The organism is Thermus sp. H19.2 (assembly GCF_054979525.1).
This window is the reverse complement of record NZ_CM143429.1, coordinates 1,735,566-1,761,434: the sequence shown is the minus strand read 5'-3', so window position 1 is coordinate 1,761,434 and position 25,869 is coordinate 1,735,566. Positions and strand designations below refer to the sequence as shown.

At 68.2% G+C, this 25,869-nt stretch carries 30 protein-coding genes and 3 tRNA genes; 6 read left to right on the top strand and 27 right to left on the bottom strand.

The window, feature by feature from the left end; translation table 11 throughout:
* Positions 1 to 68: 68 nt before the first annotated feature.
* Positions 69 to 515 carry a hypothetical protein gene (locus ACY5J6_RS09520; RefSeq protein WP_462844720.1) on the bottom strand — a complete coding sequence of 149 codons (447 nt, stop codon included), beginning with the start codon at positions 513 to 515 and terminating at the stop codon, positions 69 to 71.
* Positions 516 to 607: 92 nt separating this feature from the next.
* On the opposite strand from ACY5J6_RS09520, the gene prfB reads away from it, so the two are divergent.
* A protein-coding gene (gene prfB / locus ACY5J6_RS09515; RefSeq protein WP_462844719.1) for a peptide chain release factor 2 occupies positions 608 to 1,706 on the top strand; the annotation gives its coding sequence in 2 pieces (ribosomal slippage) (positions 608 to 658 and positions 660 to 1,706; 1,098 coding nt in all).
* Between the two features lie 47 nt (positions 1,707 to 1,753).
* Here prfB and ACY5J6_RS09510 read toward each other — a convergent pair.
* Genes ACY5J6_RS09510 through ACY5J6_RS09495 form a run of 4 tightly spaced genes read right to left on the bottom strand, consistent with a single transcriptional unit; the run spans position 1,754 to position 4,396 of the window.
* Positions 1,754 to 2,152, bottom strand: coding sequence for an iron chaperone (locus tag ACY5J6_RS09510; RefSeq protein ID WP_462844718.1), 399 nt, complete (start codon positions 2,150 to 2,152; stop codon positions 1,754 to 1,756).
* Positions 2,152 to 2,814 carry a phosphate signaling complex protein PhoU gene (phoU, locus tag ACY5J6_RS09505; protein ID WP_462844717.1) on the bottom strand — a complete coding sequence of 221 codons (663 nt, stop codon included), beginning with the start codon at positions 2,812 to 2,814 and terminating at the stop codon, positions 2,152 to 2,154. Before phoU ends, ACY5J6_RS09510 begins: the two co-directional genes overlap by 1 nt.
* A gap of 14 nt (positions 2,815 to 2,828) precedes the next feature.
* Entirely contained in the window at positions 2,829 to 3,722 is an 894-nt protein-coding gene (locus ACY5J6_RS09500; RefSeq protein ID WP_462844716.1) for a sensor histidine kinase, read from the bottom strand.
* Positions 3,719 to 4,396 (bottom strand): response regulator transcription factor, encoded by a 678-nt coding sequence (locus ACY5J6_RS09495; RefSeq protein WP_462844715.1) that lies wholly within the window; start codon positions 4,394 to 4,396, stop codon positions 3,719 to 3,721. The genes ACY5J6_RS09500 and ACY5J6_RS09495 overlap by 4 nt, the downstream gene beginning before the upstream one ends.
* 89 nt (positions 4,397 to 4,485) lie before the next feature.
* Here ACY5J6_RS09495 and ACY5J6_RS09490 point away from each other — a divergent pair.
* A tRNA-Val gene (locus ACY5J6_RS09490) sits at positions 4,486 to 4,560 on the top strand.
* A gap of 122 nt (positions 4,561 to 4,682) precedes the next feature.
* Here ACY5J6_RS09490 and ACY5J6_RS09485 read toward each other — a convergent pair.
* From ACY5J6_RS09485 to ACY5J6_RS09460, 6 genes are all read right to left on the bottom strand, one after another.
* Positions 4,683 to 5,915 carry an ArsR family transcriptional regulator gene (locus tag ACY5J6_RS09485; protein WP_462844714.1) on the bottom strand — a complete coding sequence of 411 codons (1,233 nt, stop codon included), beginning with the start codon at positions 5,913 to 5,915 and terminating at the stop codon, positions 4,683 to 4,685.
* 13 nt (positions 5,916 to 5,928) lie between these two features.
* Positions 5,929 to 6,690: a LamG-like jellyroll fold domain-containing protein gene (locus tag ACY5J6_RS09480; protein ID WP_462844713.1), complete on the bottom strand. Its 762-nt coding sequence runs from the start codon at positions 6,688 to 6,690 to the stop codon at positions 5,929 to 5,931.
* A gap of 122 nt (positions 6,691 to 6,812) precedes the next feature.
* A complete protein-coding gene (locus tag ACY5J6_RS09475; protein WP_462844712.1) occupies positions 6,813 to 8,123 on the bottom strand; it encodes a S8 family serine peptidase in 1,311 nt (436 codons plus the stop codon).
* 103 nt (positions 8,124 to 8,226) lie between these two features.
* Entirely contained in the window at positions 8,227 to 9,918 is a 1,692-nt protein-coding gene (locus ACY5J6_RS09470; RefSeq protein ID WP_462844711.1) for a tetratricopeptide repeat protein, read from the bottom strand.
* Positions 9,919 to 9,994: 76 nt separating this feature from the next.
* Positions 9,995 to 10,070, bottom strand: a tRNA-Phe gene (locus tag ACY5J6_RS09465).
* 1 nt (position 10,071) lies between these two features.
* A tRNA-Asp gene (locus ACY5J6_RS09460) sits at positions 10,072 to 10,148 on the bottom strand.
* A gap of 65 nt (positions 10,149 to 10,213) precedes the next feature.
* On the opposite strand from ACY5J6_RS09460, the gene ACY5J6_RS09455 reads away from it, so the two are divergent.
* Positions 10,214 to 10,579 (top strand): hypothetical protein, encoded by a 366-nt coding sequence (locus ACY5J6_RS09455; protein WP_462844710.1) that lies wholly within the window; start codon positions 10,214 to 10,216, stop codon positions 10,577 to 10,579.
* Here the strand turns inward: ACY5J6_RS09455 and ACY5J6_RS09450 are convergent.
* Together ACY5J6_RS09450 and ACY5J6_RS09445 are read right to left on the bottom strand one after the other, a co-directional pair.
* The gene (locus ACY5J6_RS09450) at positions 10,542 to 11,300 is read right to left on the bottom strand and encodes a type III pantothenate kinase (protein WP_462844709.1); all 759 of its coding nucleotides are present in this window, start codon (positions 11,298 to 11,300) and stop codon (positions 10,542 to 10,544) included. The two genes, ACY5J6_RS09455 and ACY5J6_RS09450, sit on opposite strands and share 38 nt — an antisense overlap.
* Positions 11,301 to 11,720: an OsmC family protein gene (locus tag ACY5J6_RS09445; protein ID WP_462844708.1), complete on the bottom strand. Its 420-nt coding sequence runs from the start codon at positions 11,718 to 11,720 to the stop codon at positions 11,301 to 11,303. It lies immediately after the preceding gene.
* Between the two features lie 49 nt (positions 11,721 to 11,769).
* On the opposite strand from ACY5J6_RS09445, the gene ACY5J6_RS09440 reads away from it, so the two are divergent.
* A complete protein-coding gene (locus ACY5J6_RS09440) occupies positions 11,770 to 12,861 on the top strand; it encodes an N-acetylmuramoyl-L-alanine amidase (protein WP_462844707.1) in 1,092 nt (363 codons plus the stop codon).
* A 122-nt stretch (positions 12,862 to 12,983) separates the two neighbouring features.
* On the opposite strand, the gene ACY5J6_RS09435 is transcribed toward ACY5J6_RS09440, so the two are convergent.
* On the bottom strand, positions 12,984 to 13,757 hold the full coding sequence (locus ACY5J6_RS09435; protein ID WP_462844706.1) for a serine/threonine-protein kinase: 774 nt from the start codon (positions 13,755 to 13,757) through the stop codon (positions 12,984 to 12,986).
* Between the two features lie 48 nt (positions 13,758 to 13,805).
* Here ACY5J6_RS09435 and ACY5J6_RS09430 point away from each other — a divergent pair, with 48 nt between their 5' ends.
* Together ACY5J6_RS09430 and lepB are read left to right on the top strand one after the other, a co-directional pair.
* Positions 13,806 to 14,558 carry a patatin-like phospholipase family protein gene (locus tag ACY5J6_RS09430; RefSeq protein WP_462844705.1) on the top strand — a complete coding sequence of 251 codons (753 nt, stop codon included), beginning with the start codon at positions 13,806 to 13,808 and terminating at the stop codon, positions 14,556 to 14,558.
* Positions 14,555 to 15,361, top strand: coding sequence for a signal peptidase I (lepB, locus tag ACY5J6_RS09425; protein WP_462844704.1), 807 nt, complete (start codon positions 14,555 to 14,557; stop codon positions 15,359 to 15,361). The genes ACY5J6_RS09430 and lepB overlap by 4 nt, the downstream gene beginning before the upstream one ends.
* Here the strand turns inward: lepB and ACY5J6_RS09420 are convergent.
* The 13 genes from ACY5J6_RS09420 to aroQ form a co-directional block, all read right to left on the bottom strand.
* Positions 15,330 to 15,917: a LutC/YkgG family protein gene (locus tag ACY5J6_RS09420; RefSeq protein WP_462844703.1), complete on the bottom strand. Its 588-nt coding sequence runs from the start codon at positions 15,915 to 15,917 to the stop codon at positions 15,330 to 15,332. The two genes, lepB and ACY5J6_RS09420, sit on opposite strands and share 32 nt — an antisense overlap.
* Positions 15,907 to 17,295 carry a LutB/LldF family L-lactate oxidation iron-sulfur protein gene (locus ACY5J6_RS09415; protein WP_462844702.1) on the bottom strand — a complete coding sequence of 463 codons (1,389 nt, stop codon included), beginning with the start codon at positions 17,293 to 17,295 and terminating at the stop codon, positions 15,907 to 15,909. Before ACY5J6_RS09415 ends, ACY5J6_RS09420 begins: the two co-directional genes overlap by 11 nt.
* Complete coding sequence (locus ACY5J6_RS09410; RefSeq protein WP_462844701.1) at positions 17,285 to 17,995, bottom strand: (Fe-S)-binding protein; 711 nt, start codon at positions 17,993 to 17,995, stop codon at positions 17,285 to 17,287. The genes ACY5J6_RS09415 and ACY5J6_RS09410 overlap by 11 nt, the downstream gene beginning before the upstream one ends.
* A gap of 32 nt (positions 17,996 to 18,027) precedes the next feature.
* Complete coding sequence (locus ACY5J6_RS09405; protein WP_462844700.1) at positions 18,028 to 19,278, bottom strand: sensor histidine kinase; 1,251 nt, start codon at positions 19,276 to 19,278, stop codon at positions 18,028 to 18,030.
* 113 nt (positions 19,279 to 19,391) lie between these two features.
* A complete protein-coding gene (locus tag ACY5J6_RS09400; RefSeq protein WP_462844699.1) occupies positions 19,392 to 20,072 on the bottom strand; it encodes a response regulator transcription factor in 681 nt (226 codons plus the stop codon).
* The gene (locus ACY5J6_RS09395) at positions 20,069 to 20,431 is read right to left on the bottom strand and encodes a hypothetical protein (protein WP_462844698.1); all 363 of its coding nucleotides are present in this window, start codon (positions 20,429 to 20,431) and stop codon (positions 20,069 to 20,071) included. Before ACY5J6_RS09395 ends, ACY5J6_RS09400 begins: the two co-directional genes overlap by 4 nt.
* 12 nt (positions 20,432 to 20,443) lie before the next feature.
* Complete coding sequence (locus tag ACY5J6_RS09390; protein WP_462844697.1) at positions 20,444 to 21,091, bottom strand: DUF502 domain-containing protein; 648 nt, start codon at positions 21,089 to 21,091, stop codon at positions 20,444 to 20,446.
* A 121-nt stretch (positions 21,092 to 21,212) separates the two neighbouring features.
* Positions 21,213 to 21,821 (bottom strand): helix-turn-helix domain-containing protein, encoded by a 609-nt coding sequence (locus ACY5J6_RS09385; protein ID WP_462844696.1) that lies wholly within the window; start codon positions 21,819 to 21,821, stop codon positions 21,213 to 21,215.
* Between the two features lie 76 nt (positions 21,822 to 21,897).
* A complete protein-coding gene (locus ACY5J6_RS09380; protein ID WP_462844695.1) occupies positions 21,898 to 22,128 on the bottom strand; it encodes a hypothetical protein in 231 nt (76 codons plus the stop codon).
* Positions 22,125 to 22,550, bottom strand: a complete 426-nt coding sequence (locus tag ACY5J6_RS09375; protein WP_054638393.1) for a nucleotidyl transferase AbiEii/AbiGii toxin family protein — start codon at positions 22,548 to 22,550, stop codon at positions 22,125 to 22,127. Before ACY5J6_RS09375 ends, ACY5J6_RS09380 begins: the two co-directional genes overlap by 4 nt.
* Positions 22,547 to 22,858 carry a divalent-cation tolerance protein CutA gene (gene cutA, locus ACY5J6_RS09370; RefSeq protein WP_462844694.1) on the bottom strand — a complete coding sequence of 104 codons (312 nt, stop codon included), beginning with the start codon at positions 22,856 to 22,858 and terminating at the stop codon, positions 22,547 to 22,549. The genes ACY5J6_RS09375 and cutA overlap by 4 nt, the downstream gene beginning before the upstream one ends.
* Positions 22,859 to 25,276 (bottom strand): DNA gyrase subunit A, encoded by a 2,418-nt coding sequence (gyrA, locus tag ACY5J6_RS09365; protein ID WP_462844693.1) that lies wholly within the window; start codon positions 25,274 to 25,276, stop codon positions 22,859 to 22,861. It lies immediately after the preceding gene.
* 127 nt (positions 25,277 to 25,403) lie between these two features.
* Entirely contained in the window at positions 25,404 to 25,844 is a 441-nt protein-coding gene (gene aroQ, locus ACY5J6_RS09360) for a type II 3-dehydroquinate dehydratase (RefSeq protein ID WP_462844692.1), read from the bottom strand.
* Positions 25,845 to 25,869: the final 25 nt, after the last annotated feature.

The following is a 25,869-nucleotide window of genomic DNA, read 5'->3' as shown; positions in this document are numbered from 1 at the left end:
CGGAGATCCTTCCTCCAAGCCCGGGCGTGAAGGCCTTTGGGGCCAGCATGGGGTGGTATGAGAGGACCTTAGCCGTAGAGGCGCAGGGCCTCGGGGAAGCGGAAGTAGAGGCGGTTCCGGGCAAGCTCGGGGCTGTAGAAGGTGCCCACGTAGCCCGAAAGCCGTAAGGCCTCCAGCACCTCCCGGGCCGCCTCCCGGTCCCCTTCCAGGCGGGCGGCGAGGAAGGAGAGGGCCTCTTCCTCCTCGTCCCCTTCGCCCACGAACTCCCGGTACTCCTGATCCAAGGCCCGCATGAGGGCCTTGAGGTCCTGGGGCTTGGCGGTGAAGTACCAGCGGCCCTTTTCCCCGGGAAGGAAGTGGGCGTAGCCCTTGGCCTCCAGGGCCTGGGCCAGACGTGCGGCCTCGGGGTGGCTGTGGCCCCACTGGGTTAGAAGGGCCACCAGACCGTCCCTTTCGCCGGGAAGGCCCTTGGGGTAGGCGGATTTGAGCTTCTGGGCCAGTTCCTTGACGTCCATACCCCACCTCCTGCCATATCATATAAGATTAGCTTGCTGGTATCAACTTCGCTTGCCTTCTCCCTGGAAAGTGGGGTACACTAAAAGGCGGTATGGACCTGGACCTTCTCGCCAAGCGCCTCGAGGGCCTTCGGGGGTATCTTTGACATCCCCGGAAAAGAGGCCCGTCTAAAGGAACTGGAACCCCGCCTGGAGGATCCCGGCCTCTGGCAGAACCCGGAGGAGGCCCGTAAGGTGAGCCAGGAAGCGGCCCGCCTCCGGCGCACCGTGGAGACCTTCCGCTCCTTGGAAAGCGACCTCCAGGGGCTTTTGGAGCTTTGGGAGGAGCTTCCCGCCGAGGAGCGGGAGGAGCTCAGGCCCGAGCTGGAGGAGGCCACCAGGAAGTTGGACGAGCTTTACCACCAGACCCTCCTTTCCTTCCCCCACGCCGAGAAAAACGCCATCCTCACCATCCAACCCGGGGCCGGGGGGACGGAGGCCTGCGACTGGGCGGAGATGCTCCTTAGGATGTACACCCGCTTCGCCGAGCGCCAGGGCTTCCAGGTGGAGGTGGTGGACCTCACCCCTGGGCCCGAGGCGGGCATTGACTACGCCCAGATCCTCATCAAAGGGGAGAACGCCTACGGCCTCCTCTCCCCGGAGGCGGGGGTCCACCGCCTGGTGCGCCCCTCGCCCTTTGACGCCTCGGGCCGCCGCCACACCTCCTTCGCCGGGGTGGAGGTCATGCCCGAGGTAGACGACACCGTGGAGGTGGTGATCCGGCCCGAGGACCTGCGCATAGACGTCTTCCGCTCCCAAGGCCACGGGGGCCAGGGGGTGAACACCACCGACTCTGCGGTGCGCATCGTCCACCTGCCCACGGGCATCACCGTCACCTGCCAGACCACGCGGAGCCAGATCAAGAACAAAGAGCTGGCCCTGAAGGTCCTCCGCTCGAGGCTTTTTGAGCTGGAGTGGAAGAAGAAGCAGGAGGAGCTTCAAAAGCTACGGGGCGAGGTTCGGCCCATAGAGTGGGGAAGCCAGATTCGTAGCTACGTCCTGGACAAGCAATACATCAAGGACCACCGCACGGGCCTCATGCGTTTTGACCCCCAGAACGTCCTGGATGGGGACCTTTTGGACTTCATCTGGGCCGGGTTGGAGTGGAAGGCGGGCCGCCGCCAGGGGGCGGAGGTGGCGGAGGCGGAGTAAACCGCGGAACCCTACCGGGTCCGGTTTCTTCAGGCCGCGCTAGGCCTTTACTCCCCACCCAGGGCCCGGCGCAAGAGTGCCCGTATCCTTGCCGCTTCCTCTGGGGTGAGCCGGGTGAGGGCAAAGGCCACGGGCCAAAAGTGGCCCTCGTCCAGCCGTGCGCGGTCGGTGAACCCCAAGGTGGCGTAGCGGGTTTTGAACTTGTGGGCGGGTTGGAAGAAGCAAAGGACCCGGCCCTTCTCGGCGTAGGCGGGCATCCCGTACCAGAGCCTCGGCGTGAGCGCTGGGGCTTCGGTCCGGACCAGGGCGTGGAGCTCCAGGAAGAGCGAGCGGTCGGGCTCGGGCCACCCCTTCACCTGAGCCAGGACTGCTTCCTCTCCTTGGGGCCGCTTGCTTGCTTGAAGGCGCGGCTTCAGGGCCGCCTTCTCCTCGGGGGTGAGTTCCATCAATAGACGTCCTCCGGGGCTTTGTACACCTCCCCGGTGAGCCAGTAGATGACCCTTTCGGCGATGTTCTCCAGGTGGTCCCCCAGGCGCTCGTAGCTCCGGGCCACCCGCATCAGGGTGAGGGCCTTGGTGATGGTGCGGGGGTCTTCCATCATGTAGGTGATGAGCTCCCGGCTCACCTCCTCGTAGAGGGCGTCCACGTGGTCGTCCATGCTGAGGACCTGGCGGGCGAGCCCGGGGTCCCGCTCGGCCACGGCCTTGCTCAGGGCGTCCATCATCTCCAGGAGCCTGCGGCCCATCTCGGGGAGGGTGACGTAGCGCTTCAAGGGAGGCTCCTGGGAGAGGAGGAGGGCGTCTTCGGCCACGTGCATGGCGTAATCCCCGGCCCGCTCCAGATCGGTGAGGGCCTTGATGACGGTGAAGATGAGGCGGAGGTCCGTGGCCACGGGCTGGTGCCGGGCGATGACGGTGATGGCCTGGTTCTCCACCTTGAGCTCCAGGGCGTCCACCTCCTTGTCCCGGGCGATCACCCCTTCGGCCAGGGCCCGGTCGCCCTCCACCAGGGCCTGGGTGGCCTCCTGGGTCATCTGGCGCACCAGGGAGAGCATCCTTAGGCTTTCCTCTATGAGTTCGTTTAGGGCTTTGTCCAAGGCTTCACGCATGCCGCCTCCTTTCTTCAGTCTAGGGGAAGGCGTACCCCGAAAACGTTAGCCTCCCCCTCCCGGCTGGCGTAGGCCTCGCCTCCCAGGGCCCGGGCCAGGCGGCGCACCAGGTAGAGGCCGAGCCCCTGCCCCCCCGCGTTTCCCCGCCTTCCCGGGAGGAAGAGGGCCTCGTACTCGGGGAGGGGAGGGCCTGCGTCCCGCACCTCGAGGCAGACTTGGCCCTCTTCTTCTCGGGAGAGGAGGCGGATGGGGTCTTGGCCGTACTTGAGGGCGTTTTCCAGGAGGTTGAGCAGGATCTGCAGGAGGCTTTCCGGGTCGGTGGTGAGGGTGTGGAGGAGGGAGACCTCCACCGCCCTGCCTTTAAGCCTTGCCTGAAGGAGGCCTTCCAGCCTCGGCCAAAGCTCGGCCAAGGCCACGGGCCGCTTGGGGCCGGGCCGGATGGGGGAGAGGGCTTCCACCAGGCGGGCGAGGCGGGCCACCTCGGCCTTGAGGAGGGCCAGGACTTCCTTTTCCTGGGGGGTCTTTGGGGTGAGCACCTCCAGGAGGGGGCCCATGCCGGAAAGGGGGGTGCGGAGCTCGTGGGCCAGGGTCTGGGTGGCCTCCTCCAGGGCCTGGAGGCGCCTCTGCCCCTCGGTCTCGTCTAGAAGGTAAAGCCTTCCCGGGAGGGCCTTGGCCCGAAGCAGGCGGCCCCGCACCTCCAAAAGCCTCTCCCCGCCGTGGAGGGCCAGGGCCTCGAGGCGGTGGTCCCTGAGGGCCAGAAGGAGGGGGCGGCCCACCACCCTTTCCCGGTTCACCCCGAGGAGCTGGGCGGCCTTAGGGTTGAGGTAGACCACCTGGCGGTTCTCGTGGAGGACGAGGCCCTCCAGGGCCTCCTCCCAGGCGTGGGCCAGCGCCTCCTCGCCCCTCACCCTTCGTCCGCCTCCTTGAACCGGTACCCCACTCCCCGCACCGTCTCCAGGAAGCGGGGGGCCTTGGGGTCCTCCCCGAGCTTTTCCCTCAGCTGGAGAACGTGCTGGTCCACGGTCCTGGGGGTGCCCATGAAGTCCTGGCCCCACACCGCCTCCAGGAGTTCTTCCCGGGTGTAGACCCGGCCCGGGCGGCCTGCCAGGAAGGCCAGGAGCTCAAACTCCCGCCGGGTCAGGGGGAGGGGCTGCCCTTCCAGGCTCGCCTCCATGCGCTCCAGGTCCAGGAGGAGGGGCCCCCTCTTGAGGACCTTGCGCTTGCCCGCCCGGCGCAGGAGGGCCTCGAGGCGGGCCAGGAGCTCTTCGGTGGCGAAGGGCTTGACCAGGTAGTCGTCCGCTCCCCGGGAAAGCCCCTCTACCCGGTCCCGCACCTCGGCCCGGGCGGTGAGCATGAGGACGGGGAGGTGGGGATAGGCCCCCTGGCGCATCCTCTCCAAGAGGCGGGTTCCGGGTTCGTCGGGGAGCATCCAGTCCAGGACCACCACCTCGGCCTCCTTGAGTAAGCTCCAGGCTTCCTGGGCCAAGGCGGCCTCGAGGACCCGGTAGCCTGCCCGTTCCAGGGCCAGGCGTACCCCTAGACGCACCGCGGGCTCGTCCTCTACCAGAAGCACCGTGGCCACAGCTTTAGTCTAGACCGGCTTCTGTCAGATGCCGGTCAAGAAAGTTGCTTGACAGGCCTTAAGACCCCGTGCTACCCTTCTAGAGGCTGGGGCGGCTAGCTCAGCGGAAGAGCGCTCGCCTCACACGCGAGAGGTCGTAGGTTCAAGTCCTACGCCGCCCACCAGCGTCAGCGACGTCAAGCCCTCGGGATTCGGCCCGAGGGCTTGGCCGTTTATTCCCGGGTTAAGGGGTCCCGTTGCGGGAGAGCCTTGGGGTCCAGTGGCCAGGGAAGGGTTCGCCCCTTTGTTACCAGGTGAAGGTGCTCTGGAGGAGGGCGGCCTCGAGGTGCGCCAGCCACATCCGGTCCAGGAAGAGGCTGTGCGCGGCAAAGGTCTCCTTTGGGATGGGCCGGGCGGCGAGGAGGGCGCTTAGGGGCTGGTCCCCGGCGAAGGCGGTGGCCCGGAGCTGGACGCTGCTTCCTGGCGCGGGCACCACCCCGGCGAAGCCCGGAGCCTGCTCCACGTCCACGTAGTAGCCTGTGGCGCTTCCCAGGGCCCCGGCGCTCACGAAGTGCCGCCAGTAGCGCACCCCAGGTTCCCCCAGGAAGAGGGCGTAGCCCAGGAAGCTGAGGCTCGGGCTGAACCCTCCCGAGGCGATGTTGCTGAAGGTGGGCAGGGCGCTTGAGGTGTGGCTCTGGTTGCCGGAGAGGCTTAAGGGAGGCACGGAGAGGGTGAAGGAGGCTCCCGGCGCTACCGCAGGGTCGTTGGCGTCCTTGACCAGGATGGCGCAGCTCCACCCGTGGCAGGTCCAGAACTGGAAGAGGTCCCCGCCGAAGAGGGAACTGGGCCGGGCCACCGGCTGGGGGCTTCCCGTGCCCGTCCAGCCCGGAGGGACCAGGTCCACCGGGACGAAGGTGGAGAGGACGAGGCCGGCGTAGGTGAAGAAGCCGGGTGGGGTGGTGAGGCTGAGGGTGCCCGTGGGGCTTACGGGGACGGAAACCGCGTTGGGGAGGTTGACGGGGCCCGTGCGGCCGAAGTAGGGCGTGCTCCCGCTAACCCCGAAGACCGCCACCTCCCGCCCCGGCCCCGTGGGCGAGGTGAGCCCGGCAAAGCTCCCTCCTGCGAAGCCCGCCGTCCCCCGAGCCGAGAAGGCGGTCCCGGAGCCGATGCTCGGGGAAACACTCCCAGTTACCGCTGCTGTGGGGCTCGCATAGGCCACAGGACAGCGCACCAGCAGGCTGGTTCCCAGCTCGTTTCGCATCAGGTCCAGGCTCACGTAGAACTGGACGCCGCTCACGTCGGGGCAGCGGAAGGCCACCTGAAAGCGGGCCCCCGAGGGGATGGGGAGGCTCCAGCTGGACTGGCCCGTGGGCAGGGCGGCCCAGGGGGGGCCGGAGCTCGGGCCGATCCGCCAGGCGGCGGCCTGGGGAAGGAGGGGCTCCCCGAGGCCGTCCACCAGGGTCACGTTCAGGGTCTGGATGCCGCCGCCCCCGCACGCGGCCAGGAGGGCGAGAAGGGGCAGAAAAGGCCAAAGGCGCATCTTGCTTTCCTCCTTACTGGGTGCTGAAGATGGGGTTCACCGTGCCCACCTTCAGCTCGTCCAGGGCGATCTCGCAGTGGTAGAGGCCCGTGGGGGCCGAGTGCAGGGCCCCGATCCAGAGGGGCAGGGCGTTGGTGGTGCTTCCGGCAGGGGCGGTGAAGGTGCCCGCGGGGTTCCCGTTTACGTAGAAGGCGCCGCTTGTTCCGTCCACCTTGACCGCCACCTTGGTCCAGGTGCCCGTTGAGGGGGGCTGGAAGTTGGCGGAGAAGGTCTGGGTGGAGGCAAAGGTTCCCCCGCCGAGCCTCAAGGCCACCCGCACCTGCCCCGGGCCTACGCCCTCCAGGTAGAGGGTGTACCCGTTTGCGCCCGCCGGGTCCCACTTGTCCAGGATGGGATAGTAAGCCCCGGCCCCACACCGCACCGGGGCCACGTAGGCCTCCAGGTAGAGGCTCCCGTAGGAGAGGTTGAGGTCGGGCGTAGAGGGCACCTCCACCCAGGTGGCCCCGTTGCCCGGGAAGTAGAAGGCCCCGCCCGATTGCCCATTAACCGCGCTGGGCCCGGAGAAGCCGGGCCAGGCCACCACGGGCCCGGGCTTGGGCGTCCCGGTGTTGAAGATGGGGTTCGTCACCAGATCCTGCACCGCCGTGGCCCCGGGGGCCTCGTTCAGGGGCCAGTGGGCCACCGGGCAGATGGGCGTGGTGCAGGCGGCCACAGGGCCACTACAGGCGAAGAGGAAGGGGGTCAGGGAGAGGGCCAGAAGCCAGATTCCTTTCATCGCATACCTCCTTTGGGGTTTACCCGAGGGTAGCGTAGACGAGAGGGTCTGAACGTTCCCTGAATGCCCCCTGAACAGCAACACCCCCGCGCCGGGCGGGGGTGGAAGTGGAGGGTGGGGCCTCATGGGGCCTGCGAGAGGTCCACCATTCCCTTGCCCACCTCCTGCGGGGAAAAGGGCAGGGGTCTGGCGTACTGCTCCAGGTTCGCCTGGAGCTGGGCAGGGGTCAGGTTTGGCTGGGCGGAAAGCCAAAGGGCCATGGCCCCGGCCACCAAGGGGGTGGCGAAAGAGGTTCCCGTACAGAGGCCTTGCCCTCCCCCAGGGGTCACGCACTCCAGGTTGGTGCCCGGGGCGGCCAGGTCCACGTAGGCCCCACGGGTGCTGTAGGGCGCGGGCCTGAGGCCACCCTGGGTGGGGTTTTGTTCCAGCGCCCCCACCGCCACCAGCCCCGGCAGGTCCAAGGCGGCGGGGTAGTGGGCGGGGCTTCCCCGGTTCCCCTGGTTGCCCGCGGCGGCGGCCACCGGGATGCCCTGGCCCAGGGCGGCCTGCAGGGCCAGCTTCAAGGCCTCCACCGGGGTGTCGCCCCCCAGGCTCAGGTTGAGGACGGTGGGGCCCTGGCGGTTTTCCAGCACCCAGCACACCCCCCTCACCACCCGGCTCGCTCGGCACACACCGTTCTCCTCGCAAACCCGCACCGGGAGGATCCCTGCTCCAGGGGCCACCTCCCTCACCAGGCCCGCTACCCCGGTGCCGTGGCCGCCGGGGAAGGCATCCTGGGGCACGGCATCGTCTTCCACAAAGTCGTAGCCGGGAAGCTGGGGAACCACCGGGTCCACCCCCGTGTCCAGCACGGCCACCCGGACCCCTTGGCCAGAAAGACCCCGTCTGTGGGCGGCAAAGGCGCCCACGACCTCTGCGCCCCAGCCGTCAAAGCTCCACAAGCTCTCCGGATCGGCCTTGTAGCTGGGGTCTAGGCGTTCCAGCTCTTCCAACGCGCGGCCCAGAGCCTCGCCGCCGTAGCCGAGCTCGGCCAGGGCGAAACCGCAACCCCTAAGGTCCTTGAGGTCCAAGAGGGTGAACCCTGGGGGTAAAGTCGGCCTTTTCCCAAGGGGTAGCCGAAGAAGGACGCGGGCCGGGTCCACCTGGCCCAGCACCCCCAGGGTGGCCTCCAGGGTTTTCCCTGAGGTGTGGACCTTCACCGTCTGGGGTCCTCCCGGGACCGGGGGGACCCGGAAGACCAAGGTGTTGCCCCCGGCCCGGACCACCTCTGCTTCGGCCCCCCCTACCTCTACCCGGGCCCCCAGAGCATTGGCCCCGCTTAGGATGGCCGTTACCTCTTCCCCCACCAAGGCCCGGTTTGGGGAAAGCCGGAGGCTTGCGGGTCCAGGGGTGCAGGCGGCGAGCACCAGAAGGAGCCAAATAAAGGTTCTCATGGCCTTACCTCCGCCAAAAAGCTATAACCGTCAAGGTCCCAAAGGCTCATGGGCACCCACCAAAAATAGTCGGGGCGGCCTGAACGCTCCCTGAATCCAGAGACTAAAGATCCTGGAGGCGTGTTCGGTAGCGGGCGGCCAGGGTGTGGTGGCCTACTTCTTCCAGGACCCGCACGGCCTCCTCCAGGGAGGCCCGCTCCTCCAAAAGCTCGGCGCGGTTGGCGAGGACCGTGGCCAATAGGACGTGCTCCCGGGCAGCCTGGGCCAGGCGGAGGGCCTCTTCATATGCCCTCAGCGCTTCCTCCTTCCTTCCCTGGCGGTGGTAAAGGGCCCCCAGGTTGTTCCAGGCCCGGCCCATAGCCTCGAGGTTGCCTTGGTCTTCTGCCAGGGACAGGGCGTCCCGGTAGAGCGTTTCCGCGTCTCGGACCCTGCCCTGGCGCTCCCGCACTACCCCTAGGTTCAGGAGGAGCCGGGCCTTGACCAGGGGGAACTTTTCCGCCGCCCGCATCACTTCCCTTAAGGCTTCCTCTCCTTGCCCGAGTTCCGCCAAGGCCACCGCCCGGTTACTCAAGGCCCCCAGATGGCGGGTCTCCTCCCCGGCCAGGAGGAAGCGCACCGCTGCTCGGCTGAAGGCCTCCGCGGCTTCCTGAAAACGCCCCTCGCCCATGAGGAGGAGGCCTAGGAGGTTCCACCCCTCGGCTTGGGCGTAGGCTCCACCAGAGAGGGCCTTCTCCGCCTCCCGGCGAGCTGCCTCCCGCTCCCCAAGGCGGAAGCAGAGAACCCCTTGGAGGGAGCTTTTTTCCGGGCTCTCCGGGATTTCGGCGAGGGTTTCCCGGGCTTCCCCGTAGCGGCCCAGCCGCTCCAGGGCCCGCGCCTTGAGGAGGAGGACCTCGGGGGTAGGTGCCAGGGCTTCGAGGAGCATCAGAGCCTCCTTCGGATCGCCTTCCACCCGGGCCTGGGCGGCCTTGAGCAAGGCTTTTTCCCCCCGATGGCGATCCTCGGCCTCCCAGAAGGGTAGGGCCAGCTGGTAAAAGGGAGCGGCTTCGGCGGGGGGGAGCCTCCGCGCCAATTCCAGGGCCACCTTGCGGGCCTCGAGGGTGAGGGGAGGGGTCAGGGTGGGCCTCCCTTGTGCGTCCAACAGGCCCCGCCTCCAGAGCTGGTCTAGGTCCTCCGGGTCCAGCCCTAAAAGCTCTCCCGCCCTCGCTGGTCCCAAGAAAGCTACCGCGTAAAAGGTGCGCCGTGCACCCTCGGGAAGGGGAGCTACGGGCTTTAGCCTTTCCTCTGGCTCCACCAGCGCCTCCCGGACTCCGGGCAAATCCAGGACGGCCCGCATGAGGGCGCTTGCCTCCTCAGGGAGCCCTAAGGCCCAAAGCCTTTCCGCCACCTCCCGGTGAGCCTGGAAGAGGGACTCCGCCAACGCCTCCCGGGTGCTCCAGACCCACTCCTCCAGCTCCTCCCCCAGCCCGTGGTCGGCCCCCTCTAAAAACCGGCCGCGGTAAAGCGCCCGGGCCTCCTCTAGTTGCCCTTTCTCCAGGGCAGACCTCAAGAGAACTGCATCGCAAACCACCTCAGTCCTCAGGGTCTCGTTTCCTTGGACCGCTACTCCTGCCCGTTTGAGCTGGGAAAGGGCCACGGAAAGGCTGTTGGAGGCGTCCTGGGCTCGAGGCCAAAAGAGTTCTTGCAAGTGGCGGCGCCCTTTGGGCCCCTCCAGGGCCAAGTAAGTTAGGAGCAGGAGGGGTTTCTGCTTCCTAAACGAAGCTCCTTCTAGAAAAAGCCCCCCTAGGGTTCGGAGCACCCTTCTAGTATAGCCTCCCCGGGGTTCCCACCCTAGGGCCCTTAAAACCGGCCCCCGCCTTGGGGCGGGGGGTTCTTGGTGCCGAGGGGCGGAATCGAACCGCCGACACTGCGATTTTCAGTCGCATGCTCTACCAACTGAGCTACCTCGGCATGGCGGCCCCGACGGGACTCGAACCCGCGATCTCCCACGTGACAGGCGGGTGTGTTAACCAACTACACCACGGGGCCTTAGGTTTGGGCCGGGTCGGGGGCGTCCGACCGGGCAACTAGGATGATAGCCGGGGGAAGGGCACGTGTCAAGCTTGACCTGGAGCGAGGTCTTCGCCTACCACAGGACACGGAGGGGGATCGGGCAGCGTAGCCTTCTGGTGGACCGGGGAGAGTCGGGGTACCGGAACCTCTTTTTACCCGGGGGCCGCATCCTCTACATGGGGGAGGGAAAGCGGGGCCACCAGGAGCCCCTAGGGGGGAACCTCAGGCTTCTTCTGGCCCACCGGGAGGGCACCCCCTTCCGGGTGTTTCTCAGGGAAAGGCCCGGGCGCTGGCGGGACCTGGGGTGCTACCGGGTGGAGGGGTGGCGGTACGCCCTTTTGCGGGAGGAGGGGCGGTACGTGTACTGGTTCACCCTCGCGCCAGGTGGATGCGAAGGAGTCCCTTGAGGGTCAGGTCCTCGTCCACCACGTCAAAGGAGGGGCAGATGGGCCTAAGGGTTTCGGCGAAGCCCCCGGTGGCGATGACCAGGGCCTCTCCCGCCTCTTCCTTGAAGCGGCGCACCATGCCCTCCACCAGGGCGGCATAGCCCAGGACAAGGCCGGAGCGAAGGGCCTCGAGGGTGTTCTTCCCCACCGCCCGCTTAGGGGGGACCAGGTCTATGCGGGGGAGCTTGGCGGTGCGGGCGGCCAGGGCGTCGGCGGCGGTCTGGGGGCCGATGGTGATGGCCCCGCCCAGGTAGCGGTTGGGCGCCTCCACCAGGTCTAAGGTGGTGGCGGTGCCGAAGTCCACCACGATGTAGCGGCCCGTGGGGCTTGGGTAGGCCAGGGCCCCCACGGCGTTCACCAGGCGGTCGGCCCCGGCCTCCTTGGGGTTGTCTATGAGGACCTCGAGGCCCGTGTCCGCCGCCTCCACCACCTGGGCCTCCACCCCGAAGAGCCGTTCTATGGCCCCCTTCATCTCCCGCTCCACCGGAGGGACCACGCTGGCGAGGAGGGCGGTCCTGGGGGGCGGTAGGTCCTCCAGGGCGAAGAGGTTTTTGAGGATCACCCGGTACTCGCTTTCCATCCGCATCCGGTCGGTGTGGATGCGGAAACGGGCCACGAGCCTCTCCCCCTCAAAGACCCCCAGGGCGGTGGAGGTGTTGCCGATGTCCACGGCGAGGAACATCTAGCCTTCCCCTTCCTCCCAGGGCTCCAGGACGACCTGGGTGGTGATCTCGGCGTTGAGGTTGGCAGAAACGGAGCAGTACTTGGTGTGGGAGAGGTGGACGGCCCTTTCCAGGGCCTCGAGGGTCACGTTGGGCCCCGAAGCGATGTGGGTGACGGTGATGTGGGTGTAGCGCTTGGGGTGGGTTTCCGCCCGCACCCCTTCCACCTCCACCCGGTAGCGGGCCAGGGGCTGCTTCTTCTTGCGCATGATGTCCACCACGTCGTAGGCGGTGCAGGCCCCCAGGGCCATGAGGAGGAGCTCCATGGGACGGGGACCGGTGGCGGGCTCGTCCCCGTCGATCATCACCTTGTCCCCCTTTTCGTTGACCCCCAGGAAGCGGTGCCCCACCAGGTTGTAGAGGACCACCTTCTTCGTCATGAACCGGATTTTACCAGGCCCTCACCCAGGCCGCTAGAATGGGGCTTGAATGCGGTGGCTTTGGAGCCTCCTCTTCCTATGGAGCCTAGCCCTGGCCTTCCCCCGGGTAGGGGTCCACGAGGGCTTCACCCGCCTGGTCTTTGACCTCCCCTCGGCCGGGGTGGCCTACCGCTTGGACCAGGGAGACGACCTGCTCACCCTTTCCTTCCCCGGCCTCACCCTGGCCCCCGATGACCTCGTGGTGAACTCCCCCGAGGTGGCCTCGGTGCAGGTGGTGCCCGAGAAGGGGGGGGTGCGGGTCTGGGTGCGCCTCAAGGCCCCGGTGGAGGTGAAGGTCCAGCGCTACACCGACCCCGAGCGCCTGGTGCTGGACCTGAGCCTGAAGAAGGCCAAGGATCCCCCCCCGCCCTCCCCGTCCCCGCCCGCAAGCCGCGCCCCCAAACCCCCCAAGCCCGTGGTTCTCCTAGACCCCGGGCACGGCGGCGTGGACCCGGGGATGGTGGGGTACGTGGTGGAAAAGGAGGTGGTCCTGGACGTGGCCCTCCGCCTCAAGCGCCTCTTGGAGGGGGAGGGGATTGAGGTCCGCCTCACCCGGGACAAGGACGTCCACCTCTCCCCCGACAAGCGCCAAGACCTTTCCCAGAGGGCCGCCATGGCGGACAGCTCCCGGGTGAACCTCTTCATCTCCATCCACGTGAACGCCTCCCCCACCCGCACCGCCCAGGGGGTGGAGGCCTACTACTTCGGCCGGGCCCAGGACCCCAGGGTCGTGGCCCAGGTGATCCGGGAAAACGGCGGCGGGGAGCTGGGCAAGCGCCTCACCGAGGAGGCCAAGGGCGTGGCCGAGCGCATCCTTTCGGACATCGTGGCCCAGGCCAACCAGCGCTACAGCCAGCGCCTGGCGGAAACCCTGGGCCGAAAGCTCTCCCAGGCCACGGGGAGCCCCTACCGGGGGAGCTTTCCCGGGGATCTTTTCGTCCTCCGCTACGCCAAGGTGCCGGCGGTGCTGGTGGAGATCGGCTTCGGGGACCACCCGGTGGAGGGAAGGCGCCTTCTGGAGGCGGCCTACCGGGAGAAGGTGGCCCAGGGGCTCCTTGCCGGGATACTCAGCTTCCTCGCCAACGGGGCCTTTGCCCGCTGATACCGCCACATGCTGGCTCGCGCCCGGGGCCTTGGCTTCGCGACATGAGGTGCCCGGACTGGGGCTGGGCGAAGGCCCTTTTGGGGCCCCCGCCGCGGTGGGGTACTTAGGGAGGCGAAACATCAAAAGGGAAAGGCCCCTAAGGCTTCCCCCGCCGTGGGGAAGCGGGCTTCGGGCCGCTTGGCCAGAAGGCGCTCCAGGTACGCCCGCTCCTTCTGGCCCAGGCCGGGCAGGGGGGGGACGGTCCCTTGCAGGTGGCCCAGGAGGACCTCCTCCGGTGCGCCCACGAAGGGGTGTTCTCCGGAAAGAAGCCAGTAGAGCATGACCCCGGCGGCGTAGACGTCGGCCTCTGGGCCCGGGCTTTTCCCCAGCACCTGTTCGGGGGCCAGGTAGGGCAGGGTGCCCACCCGCAAGGGTTTCTTGAAGGCCTCGAGGGCCGGACCCGAGAGGTCGAAGTCCAGAAGCCTCGCCTCATCGGTGCCAGCCACGATGAGGTTTTCCGGCTTCACGTCCCGGTGGACCAGGCCCTTTTCGTGCATGTGGGCCAGGGCCTCTAGGAGCTGCCGGAAGACGAAGAGGGCCCTCCCACGCTCCGGGCGCCGGAGCATCCAGCGGCCCATCTCCTCTCCCGGGGCGTAGGCCAGGAGGAGGGCGGGGCCTTCCTCCAGGTCCAAGGCTTCCAGCACCGGGTTGAGGTTGGGGTGGGAAAGCCTTTTCCCCACCCAAAGCTCCCGGCTCCGCCGGGCCTCGGCCCCCTTGGGGAAGACCTTGAGGGCGTAGGGGGTACCGAAGGGGTCAAAGGCCAGGTAGACCGTGGCCAGGACCCCCTGGCCCAAAGGGCGCACCACCCGGTAGCGCTCAAGGAGGGTCTTCCCCGCCAGGCTCACCGCCTCCACTATACCCGCCCCTCACCTCTTTCACCTGGAAGCCGTTAGGATTTTCCCGTGCGTGGCCTGGCGCTTTCCGGAGGCGGGGCCCGGGGCCTCGCCCACATCGGGGCCCTAGAGGTTTTTTTGGAAGCGGGTCTGGACTTTCAGGTGGTGGCGGGCACCAGCATGGGGGCCATCGTGGGGGCGCTTTTCGCCGCGGGAAAAAGCCCTCAGGAGATCCTGACCTTGGCCCGGAAAACCCCCTGGCTGGGTCTTCTGGGCCTTTCCCCCAGGGAGGGGGTTTTCTCCCGCAGGAAGCTCAAGGACTTTCTGGCCGAGCACCTGCCCGAGACCTTTTCCGGGCTCCAGCGTCCCTTGGCGGTGACCGCCGTGGACGCGGTTTCGGGGAGGCTGGTCTTCCTGACCCAGGGGGAGCTGCCGAGCGCCGTGCTGGCCTCGGCCGCCTACCCCGGTCTCCTGGCCCCGGTGGAGCGGGAGGGAAGGCTTCTTTTCGATGGGGGGGTGCTGGACAACCTGCCCGTGGACGCCGCCCGCTTCCTGGGGGCGGGGGAGGTCTACGCCGTGGACGTGACCCCGGAAAGGGCGGTGGAGGGGGTGCCCCGGGGCCTACTGGCCCTGGCCCGGCGGGCGGTGGACCTGATGCAGGCCCACCTCACCTCCGTGCGCCTCACCCTCTACGCCCCGGAAGTCTACGTCCGGCCGAGCCTCCAAGGGGTGGGCCTAGAGGACTTCCGCCGCCTGGAGGAGATCGTGGAGGCCGGCCGCCAGGCGGCGCGGGCGGCCCTTGCTAAAGTGGGGGGAGTATGAAGGCTTTCTGGGAGTACCTGTTCAAGGAGTGGTTCCGCCAGGTGGGGGAGGCCCTCCTGGTGGCCTTTCTGGTCACCACCTTCGTCTTCACCACCGTGGGGGTGGTGGGGCAGAGCATGTTCCCCACCTTGAGAAACGGGGAGCGGGTCCTGGTGCCCAAGTGGGAGACCTGGCTGGTGCGCTTTGGCCTCATGGAGTGGCGCCGGGGGGAGATCGCCATCCTCAAGCCCCCCGAGGGCACCCCCTACGCCACCGCCCGCTTCCCCGTCCTGGGCTTTTCCTTCCGGGCCTTCTTCATCAAGCGCATCGTGGCGGTGCCGGGGGACGAGGTGTATATAGAGCGGGGCGTGGTGCACGTGAACGGCGTGCCTCTACCGGAAACCCACATCACCGACCACCTCTCCCCCTGGCCCGACTCCTTCCCCGGGGTCTGTTACAAGGAGGGGCGCATGACCCGGATCATCACCCAGCAGGGGGACTTTCCCGTGGACCTCCTGCCCGCCTACCTCAGGCCCCTGAAGGAGATGCTCCTTCCCCCCTCCAAGGAGGTGCTGGACCGGAGCCGGTTGGAGGAGTCCTGCGAGGTGGGGCGCATCCGGCTAAAGAAGGGCTACTACTTCGTCATGGGGGATAACCGCACCCTGGGCGGCTCGGAGGACTCCCGCACCTTCGGCCCCGTGCCCCAGGAGGCCATCGCCGGGCGGGCGAGCTTCGTCTGGTGGCCCGTCTTCGTGCGGGACGAGGGGGGTCTACGCTTCAACTGGCGGAGGCTTACCCCTCCTCCCGCCTACCGGCTTCCGTGAGCACGGCCACGATGAGCCTCCCCGGCCCATGCACCCCCTTCACCATCACCTGGCCGATGTCGGCGCTCTTGGAGGGGCCGGAGTGGAGGCCTAGGGTGCTGGGGAGGGCTTGGAGGTCCTGGAGGGCCTCGAGGAGGGTACCGTACACCCTCCCTTCCTCCACGAAGACCAGGTGGATGGGGGGGAGGAGCTGGACCCTTCGCCCCTCCTCGCTGGAGAGGGCCACGCTCCCCGTCTCCGCCACGGCGAAGAGCGCCCAGGAGACCCCCAAGGGGGCCTCCTCGGGGGGGAGCTCGGGGAGGGGGGGCCTGAGGTCCTGGGGGAGGGTCTTGCCGAAGGCGGCCCCGGGAAGCCCCTGGGCGAGGCGTAGGGCGAAGGAGGGGGCCTCTTCCCGGGAAAGCCTCAAGGCCTCGGCCCCGTTTTCCTGAAGGCGCCCAAGGAGGAGGTCCACGGGGTCCAGGGGGAGAGGGGTGTGGGGGTGCTCGGGGAGAAGGGCCTTGGGCCTCTCCTTGAGGGCCCGCTCTACCCGGGCGAGGATCCTGGTCCTAGCGTCCACCTTCCACCTCCTTCCAGAGCTCGTGGAAGGGCCTGGGGCTTGGCTTCAGGGGGCCCCGGCCCTCGGTCCAGGCCTTGAGGAGGGGAAGGAGGTCCTGGGGCAGGGGAAGGCCCCTTAGGCCTTTGGAGAAGAGGCGGTAAAGGGCGGGGCTTTCCATGACCTTGCGGAAGGCCTTCATGGCCCCGTGCTCCCACGAGGGGGTGAGGCCCTCCTCCACCGCCCGGTGCCGCCAGGTGAGGAGGAGCTTGGGGATGGGGATCTTCACCGGGCAGGCCTCGTAACAGGCGCCACAGAGGGTGGAGGCGTAGGGCAGGGGGTAGGCCTCCTCCAGGGTGAGGAGGCCGGGGTCCAAAACCGCCCCGATGGGCCCGGAGTAGACGTAGCCGTAGGGGTGCCCCCCGGTCTGGCGGTAGACGGGGCAGGCGTTGAGGCAGGCCCCGCAGCGGAGGCACCTCAGGGTCTCCCAGGCCTCGGGGTCATGGAGGAGGGCGGTGCGCCCGTGGTCCACCAGGACCACGTGCACCTCCTCCGGGCCCTCCTCCCCCTCCCTGGCGGGGCCCTGGATGAGGGAGACGAAGGTGGAGAGGCGCTGCCCCGTGGCCGCCCGGGCGGTGAGGGGGAGGAAGAGGGCGAGGTCGGCAAAGCGGGGAAGAAGCTTCTCTATCCCCACGAAGGCCACGTGGACCCTGGGGAGGCTGGTGGAGAGCCGGATGTTCCCCTCGTTCTCCATCAGGGCCAGGGTCCCGGTCTCCGCCACCAGGAAGTTGGCCCCGCTGATGCCGAGCTCGGCGGTGAGGAAGGCCTCCCGCAGCACCCTTCGGGCCACCTGGGCCAGGGCCTCAGGGGGAGCGTCCAAGGGGGTGCCGAAGCGCTGGTGGAAAAGCTTTTGGATCTCCTCCAAGGAGAGGTGGATGGCGGGGCCCACGATGTGGCTTGGGGGCTCGCCTAAAAGCTGGATCAGGTACTCCCCGAGGTCCGTCTCGTAGACCTCCACCCCCAGGGCCTCGAGGAGGGGGTTTACGGCGAGCTCCTCGGTGAGCATGCTCTTGGCTTTCACCGCCCGCCTCACCCCGCGCCGGGCCACCACCTCCCTTAAGACCCGGTGGGCGTCCTCAGGGGTCTCCGCCCAGTGCACCTGGACCCCGTTTTCCCGAAGGCGCTTTTCCGCAAGCTCCAGGTAGCGGTCCAGGAGGCTTAGGACGTGGTCCTTCACTGCCTGGGCCCTTTCTCGCCACTCCTCAATGGGGACCTCGGCGTAGGCCCGGAGGCGGTTCCTCTCAAAGTGGAGCGTGGCCCCGGTGACCGCCTCCCGCACCCCGGGCTTCTCCCGGAGGAGCCTTGCCGCCTCCTTGGGGTAGAGCTTGGCCTTAGCCCGCATACGCCTCCCAAAGCAGAGTGGCGAGGGGGGCCACCCTCAGGTCCAGGCCCTTCTTCGCCATCCGCCCCGAGAGGTGGAGGAGGCAGCCCGCGTCCGTGGAGGTGAGGACCTCGGCCTCGGGCAGGGTGGCGATCTTGCGGTCCGCCATGGCCAAGGAGACCTCGGGGAGCTTCACCGAGAAAAGCCCCCCGAAGCCGCAGCACTCTTCCCAGGCCTCCCAGGGGAGGACCTCGGCCCCGGCGTTTTGGAGGAGGAGAAGGGGTTCCTCCCGCACCCCAAGCTCCCTCAGGGCGTGGCAGCCGTGGTGGTAGGCCACCTTCCTCCCCTTAAGCCCCTCTCCCAGCTTCTCCACCCCGAGGACCCACACCAGGAACTGGGAGAGCTCGTAGGTCTTCTCCGCCATCGCCAAAGCCTCCCGGTTTCCGGGAAGGAGTTCGGGGTAGTGGTTCTTCACCATGCTGGCGCAGCTTCCCGAGGGGAGGACCACGTACTCCGCCTCTTCAAAGACCTCCAGGGTCCGCTTGGCGAGAGGCCTCGCCTCGTCCCAGTACCCGGCGTTGAAGGCGGGCTGGCCGCAGCAGGTCTGCCCCTGGGGGAAGTCCACCTCCACCCCCAGGGCCCTTAGGAGCCGCACCGCCACCACCCCGGCCTCGGCGTAGAACTGGTCCGCCAGGCAGGTGATAAAGAGGGCCACACGCATTTGGCCTTAGCATACCCGAGCCGGAAGAGCGCCTACTCCTCTTCCAAAAGGGGCAGCCGCACCCTAAAGACCGTGCGCCCGGGGCGGCTTTCCACGGCGATCTCCCCCCCGTGGGCCCGGGCGATGGCCTGGGCGATGGCCAGGCCGAGCCCCGTGCCCCCTCCGGGCCCCCGGGCGAAGCGCTGGAAGAGGTGGGGAAGGAGGTCCTCGGGGATCCCAGGCCCCGAGTCCTCCACCTCCAGGAGGGCGTGGTCCCCTTCCCGGCGTAGCCGCACCGCCACGCCCCCCCTCCCCGCGGCCCGCACCCCGTTGGCCACGAGGTTGCGGAGCATCTGCAGGAGGCGGTCGGGGTCCCCCAGGACTTCGGCCTCCTCCCCCTGGAAGGCCACCCCGTGTTCTCTGGCGGCCTCCTCCGCCAGGGCCTTCAGGTCCACGATGTGGGGGCTGAAGCGGAAACCCGTCTCCCCCTGGGCCAGGGCGAGGAGGTCCTCCACCAGGCGGCCCATGCGCTCGGCGGTCCTTTGGGCGGCGGCCAGGGCCTCGAGGTCCATAGGGTTCCGCCCCAGGCGGTCCAGGTGGCCGAGGAGCACGGTGAGGGGGGTCCTGAGCTCGTGGCTCGCCTCGGCCAGGAAGGCCCGCTCCCGCTCCTTGGCCTCCTTGAGGGCGGAGAGGAGGGCGTTCACCGCCTCCACCATGTGGCCAAACTCGTCCCTGGGAAGGCGCAAGGGGACGGGGTCCAGGCGTTCGGGGCTCCGGGTGGCGATCTCCTTCGCCGCCTCCGCCAAGGGCCTCGTGGCCAGGCGGGCGGCGAGGTAGACCAGGACCACCCCCAGGGGGAAAAGGAGGAAGAAGGCCTCCATAAGGGCCTGCCTCAGGGCGGCCAGGGCGGCCTCAATGGGGGCCGCCTCGGCGGTGAGGGCCAGGAGGCCCAGGGGCGTGCGCACCACCGCCGCCAGAAAGCCCTGGGCCCAGAAGGCCTTGGGCTCGGCCCCTGCGTGCCGGAGGACCTCCCGGGGCAGGCGGTGGTCGGGGCGGGTGAGGACCAGGGCCTCCCCGTCCTCGGCGTAGAGGTGCAGGTACACCCCCCCGGTGGTGAGGAGGATGCCCGCCTGGCCCTTGCCGTAGGCCTCGGCCACCCTGCGGGCGTCCTGGAGGAGGGTGGCCTCGAGGTGGCCGCGAAGGGCCCGCTCCACCCCCCGCCCCGCCAGGTACAAGGCCCCCCCCAGGAAGAGGAACCAAAGGAGGCTGAAGGCCAAGAAGAGGCGGGTGCGGAAGGAAGGCACCGAATCCCCCCGGCCGGCCCGGTCTAAGTACCCCGCCGCGGCGGGGGCCCCAAAAGGGCCTTCTCCTGACCCTGTTTCGGGTGTCCCATCTTGCGAAAACAACGTGCGGGCACTTAGTCTTCCTCTCCCTTGCCCTGGCGCACGGCGTAGCCCAGCCCCCGCACCGTGCGCAGGTAGCCGTAAGCCCCGGCCTCCCGCAGTTTGGCCCGGAGGTTGGCCACGTGGACGTCCAGCACGTTGGAGTCCTTGCCCAAGGGCTTCCCCCAGATGCGCTTCTCGATCTCCTGGCGGGAGAAGACCCGTCCCGGGCGGCTCATGAGGAGGGAAAGGAGGTCAAACTCCTTGGGGGAAAGCCGCACCTCCCGCTCCCCGAAGAAGACCTGCCGCCTCCTGGGGTAAAGCTCAAGCCGCCCCACGGCGAGGACCTCCCCTTCCCCCTTGTGGCGGAGCTGCACCTGGATGCGGGCCAGAAGCTCGGCGGGGTGGAAGGGTTTGACCAGGTAGTCGTCCGCCCCTTCGGAAAGCAGGGAGACCTTGCGGTCCACGGCGTCTTGGGCGGTGAGGACCAGGATGGGGGTGTCGTCGGTGGCGCGGATCCTACGGGCCACCTCGGCCCCGTCCAGGTCGGGCAGGCCCAGGTCCAGCACCACCAGGTCGGGCTTCTTCTCCCGGTGCTTCACCAGGCCCTCCATGCCGGTCCCCGCCCAGTCCACGGCGAAGCCCGCCTCCTTGAGCTCCAGCTCCACCAGCTGGGCCACCTCGGGGTCGTCCTCAATGAGGAGAATGCGCTTCATGGCCAAAGCCTTTCCGGAGGGGCGAGGCCGTAGACCTCCTTGAGGAGCCTTAAGAGGCTCACCCGCTCCTTTTCCCAGAGGAGGAAGACGTCCCCCCGCTCGGCCACGCCGGGGAAAGCCCGGGGTTTTTCCCCGGGGAGGACCAGGAGAAGCTGCACCTCCTGCCCCACCCTGGGGGCAAGGGGGGGGGAGAGGGGAAGAAGCCTTTTGCCCTCCACCCGCCAGGCCCCGAAAAGGGTCTTGAGGTCTGCGGAGAGGAGCCTAAGCTCCGCGCCTGGGAGCAGGGCCGGGCCGAGGAGGGGAGGGAGGGCCGCCAGGGCCGCGGCCAGAAGGAGGGGGAAGAGAAGGAGGCGCCGCATCTTTTCCCCATTCTAGGAGGGGTTTTCCGCCTTTTGTGGGAGGGAGGTTAAGGGGCCTTGGGGTTTTTCCGGGAGGAGGAAGCCCGCCGAGACCACGTACTTGAGGGCCTCCTCCACGCTGATCTCCAGGGGGATGACCTCTTCCGAGGGCACCAGGATCACCATGCCGCTGGCGGGCACGGGGCTCGTGGGCACCAAGACGGCGGTGTACCCCTCGGGCAGGGGAGGAAGGCGGTGCCCCACGGGCTGGACCACGAAGCAGAGGGTGTAGAGGCCCCGCCTGGGGTACTCGATCACCGCCGCCCGGCTGAACCTCACCTCCTGGTGGCCGAAGAGGGTGTGGGCGATCTGCTGCACCGCCTTGTAGATGTCCCGCACGATGGGGAGGAGGAGAAGGGAGCGTTCCAAGGAGACGATGAGCCTTCTGCCCAGGTAGTTCTCCGCCAGGGTGCCCACCAGGTAGATGAGGGCCGCCGCCAGGAAGAGGCCCACGAAGGGGAGGAGGGGCACGTAGCCCGGGGGGACCTCGAGGTTCAAGAGGCGGAGGAAGCCCTGGATGTAGCTCCCGGAATAGGTGTAGACCCAGCCCAGGAAGTAGAGGGTAACCAAGAGGGGCAAGAGGGTGACCAGGCCGGTGAGGAGGCGTTGCCGGAGCCGCATGGCCTTCAGTTTACGCCAGGCGGGGCGGGGCCTGAGGGCCTAAGTACCCTACCGCGGCGGGGTACTTAAAGTGCGGGCCCTAGGGTTTCGTCCCATGCTGGCGCAAGCCAGCATGGGGCAGTTACCGGCCCTCTCCCCGGGCCTGGGCCAGTTCCTTAAGGCCCTGGAGGTCCTTGAGGAAGATTTTTCCGTAGCCTGAGCGGATGTAGCCCTCCCGGGCCAGCTCTCCGATGACCTTGGTCACCGTCTCCCTGACGCTCCCCACGGCGGCGGCCAGCTCGTCGTGGGTGGCGTGGAGGACCAGCTGCCCTTCCTCCTCCTGGGCCAAGGGGGTTTCCGCCAGCTCCAAGAGGGCTGCGGCCATGCGGTTCTTGAGGCGCTGGGTGGCGAGGCGCTCGATGCGGCGGTAGGCGCCCGCCAGGGCCTGGGCCAGGTGCTGGGCCAGCTCCTGGAGCACCTCGGGGGTGGGCTCCTTGGGCAGGGGCTCCAGGAGCACCTCCGTCACCGCCTCGGCGAAGTAGCCCCGCTCCTGGCCGAAGAGGGCCTCCTCGCCGAAGAACCCCCCGGGGCGGACCAGGCGCAGGGTGAGGGCGTTGCCCTCCTCGTCCACCGCCTCGAGGCGCACCAACCCCTCCAGCACCCGGAAGGCCCGCTCCCTGGGCCCCGGTACCCCGGGGTAGAGGATGACCTCTCCGGGCTTGAAGCTTACGGTTTCGCGGGCCTGGGTCATGGTTCCCTCCTTGCCCCTAGGCTATCACGCCCCCCGGGATTTTGTAAACCTTCGGGTTGCAAAAATCGCCCCCCGGCTATCCCTTCCCCAAGGGGCGCTTCCTGGCCACGGGGAGAAGCCGCTCCACGGCGATCTCCGCCCTCCTCCCCTCCCCTTCCGCCTGGGCCAGCTCCATTCTGGCCCAGAAAAGGGCCATCTCCCATAGCGCTTTTAGGCGCTCTTCTAGAGGCACTTCTCGCCACTCCTCCCGGTCGTCCGGGAGGGTTTCCAGGGGGAAGCGGCGGGCCATGGGCCGGATGGTTCTCATTCCAACTCCTCCAGGTCCCTGAGGTCCACGGGTCGGCCGAAGGCCCGCTTCAGGGCCTTGAAGTCCTCGGGGTGCACCACGTAGACCCTGACGCCCGCCACCTCCCGCTCCAGGGCCCGGGCGAAGGCCGCGTCAAAGGGGGGGGCGTCCAGGATCACCAGGTCAATGCGGTTGGGGGCGTAGCCCAGCTGGACCACGCCTGGGCTTGCCAGGTCTTCCACGGTGAGGCCCAGGTCGTCCCCGCCGAAGAAGGCGCGGATGGCGGCGAGGACCCTCTCCGCCTCCTGGGCGTCCACCCAGAGGTCCAGGTCCTTGGTGAAGCGGGGCCTCCCCAGGAAGGCCAGGGCGTACCCGCCGATCACCAAAAACCGGGCCCCCGCCTCGTGGAGCGCCCGGAGGAAGTCCAGCATGTCCGGGGTCATCCCGTGTTCTCCCGAAGCCAGTCCAAATACTCCTGGTTCCCCTCGGCGATGGGCAGGGCCACGATCTCCGGCACGGTGTAGGGGTGGAGGGCCTTGACCCGTTCCTTAAGCCTGGGGAAGGCGTGGGTGGTGGTTTTGACCAGGAGGAGAAGCTCTTGGTCCTCCACCACCTTACCCTGCCAGCGGTAGACGGAGGTGAGCCCGGGGACGATGTTCACGCAGGCCGCCAGGCGCTCTTCCACCAGGGTCTTGGCCAGGGTCCTCGCCACCTCCTCGCTCGGCACGGTGATCAGCACCACCTCTTCCATCTACTTCTCCTCCTCCACCACGAAGGCGCTGGCCACCTCGTCCTCCTCGGGGAGGTTCATCACCTTCACCCCGGCGGTGGCCCGGGAGTACTGGCGGATCTCCGCCACGGGGGTGCGGATGGCGAGCCCCTTCTTGGAAAGGACCAGGAGGTCCTCCGTGCCCCGTACCTTGAGGAGGGCGGCAAGCCTCCCCACCTTGGCGGAGACGGCGTAGGTGATGACCCCCACCCCGCCCCGGCCCTGCAGGGGGTACTCGGAAAGGGGGGTGCGCTTGCCGTAGCCGCGGGTGCTCACGGAGAGGAGGTCCACCATCTCCCCGGGCTTCACCGTGACCAGGGAGACCACCCGGTCGCGGGGTTTTTTGAATCGGATTCCGGTTACTCCCTGGCTGTCCCGCCCCGTGGCCCGCACCTCCTCCAGGGGGAAGCGGATGGCCTGCCCTTCCTCCGTGGCCAGGATGGCCTCGTCCTCGGGGTCGGAGAAGGCCACCCCCACCAGGCGGTCCCCCTCCTGGAGCCTTATGGCGATGAGGCCCGCCTGGCCCAGGTTCTGGTACTCCTTGAGGGCGGTGCGCTTGACGAGGCCCCGCTCGGTGGCGAAGACCAGGTACCCCTCTTGGTCCAGGCCCCGCACGGAGAGGAGGGCCGCCACCTCTTCTTCCTCGGAGAGGGGCAGGAGGCTTTTCACGTGCACCCCTCGGGCCTGGCGGCCCATCTCGGGAAGCTCGTAGACCTTGAGGCGGTAGACCCGGCCCCGATTGGTGAAGAGGAGGAGGTCGTCGTGGGCGTCGGCCACGAAGACCTGGGTGGCCTCGTCCTCCTCCTTGGTCTTGCCGGCGATGAGGCCCTTGCCCCCCCGGCCCTGGGCCCGGTAGCCCTCCAGGGGGAGGCGCTTGAGGAAGCCCTGGGCGGTGAGGGTGATGACCATGGGCTCGTCCTCGATCAGGTCCTCGGGGGTGAAGTTCTCCTCAAACTCGGTGATGTGGGTGCGACGCGCGTCCCCGTACCTCTCCTTGACCCGGAGGAGGTCGGCCTTGACCGCGGCGAGAAGGCGGGCCTCGTCCTCGAGGATCGCCTTCAGGCGGGCGATCTCCTCCATGAGCCCCCGGTACTCCTCCAAGAGCTTTTCCCGCTCCAAGGCCACGAGGCGCTGGAGGCGCATGTCCAGGATGGCCTGGGCCTGGGCCTCGGAGAGGGCGAAGCGCTCCATGAGGGCCAGCCGGGCCTTGGGGGCGTCCTCGGAGCCGCGGATCAGGGCGATGACCTCGTCGATGTGGTCCAGGGCGATGAGGAGGCCCTCGAGGACGTGGGCCCTTTCCTCCGCCTTCTTGAGCTCAAAGAGGCTCCGGCGGCGCACCACCTCCTTGCGGTGGTCCAGGTAGTGGCGCATGAGGTCCAGGAGGGAGAGGACCTTGGGCTCCCCGTCCACGATGGCCAGGAGGTTCACCGTGAAGGAGGTCTGGAGGGCGGTGTGCTTGTAGAGCTGGTTCAGGACCACCTGGGGGTTGGCGCCCCGCTTGAGCTCCACGACCACCCTCAGGCCCTGCCGGTCGGACTCGTCCCGGAGGGCCACGATGTCCTCCAGCTTCTTGGCCTTGACCAGGGCGGCGATCTGGGCGATGAGGCTCGCCTTGTTCACCTGGTAGGGGATCTCCGTCACCACCAGGACGGGCCGCTGGCCCTTCTCCTCCACCCGCACCTTGGCCCGCACCTTGAGGCTTCCCCGGCCCGTGGCGTAGGCCTCTTGGATGCCCTTCCGGGAGAGCTTCCCCCCGGTGGGGAAGTCGGGGCCGGGGAGGTAACGCATGACCTCCTCGAGGGTGATGGCGGGGTTCTCGATCATGGCCACCAGGGCGTCCACCACCTCGGAGAGGTTGTGGGGCGGGAGGCTCGTGGCCATGCCCACGGCGATGCCGCTCGCCCCGTTTACCAGGAGGTTGGGTATGGCGGAGGGCAGGACCTCGGGCTCCTTGAGGGAGCCATCGTAGTTGGGGCGGAAGTCCACCGTCTCCTTGTCTATGTCCAGGAGCATCTCCGCCCCGATGGGGGAAAGCCTGGCCTCGGTGTAGCGCTGGGCGGCGGGAGGGTCGCCGTCTATGGAGCCGAAGTTCCCCTGGCCGTCCACGAGGGGGTAGCGGAGGTTCCAGGGCTGGGCGAGGCGCACCAGGGCCTCGTAGATGGCGGCGTCCCCGTGGGGGTGGTACTTGCCCATGACCTCGCCCACGATCTTGGCGCTCTTCACGTGCTTGCGGTTAGGGAGCACCCCCTCCTGGTAGGCCCCGAAGAGGATGCGCCGCTGGACCGGCTTGAGCCCGTCCCGGACGTCGGGCAGGGCCCGGTCCACGATGACGGACATGGCGTAGTTGATGAAGCTCTGCTTGAGTTCCTCGGTGATCTCTACCGGCAGTACCTGGGCCATAGCGCTCCTAAGAGGCGTTTAGACGCCGACTTTCATTATAGCACGGGGCTTTCTTTCCCGCCCATGGGGTAATAACGGGAGAATCTTCAAGATTCTGCCCTCGAGGCCCAAAGGCGCCGCCAACGCCTTAGCCCCCTACCTCCAAGGTTTCCGCCAGGTACACCAGGGCCAGCTTGTAGGAGAGGGGCCCGAAGCCGGAGACGATTCCCCGGCAGGCCGGGGCGGTGACGGAGTGGCGGCGGAAGGGCTCCCGGGCGTGGAGGTTGGTGAGGTGGACCTCCACCACGGGGAGGGGTTGGGCGCGGATGGCGTCCAGGAGGGCGTAGGAGTAGTGGGTGAGGGCCCCAGGGTTTAAAACCACGGCCAAAAACCCCTCCTTGTGGGCCTGCTGCACCCACTCTATGAGTTGGCCTTCGTAGTTCGTCTGGCGGAAGACCACCCCAAGGCCGAGCTCCGCTCCCCAGGCCTCGCAGAGGGCCTCCAACTCCTCCAAGGTGGTGCGGCCGTAAACCTCGGGTTCCCGCTCGCCCAGGAGGTTCAGGTTGGGTCCGTTCAGGATGAGGACCATAGGGGCTCCTTTCCCCATAGGATAA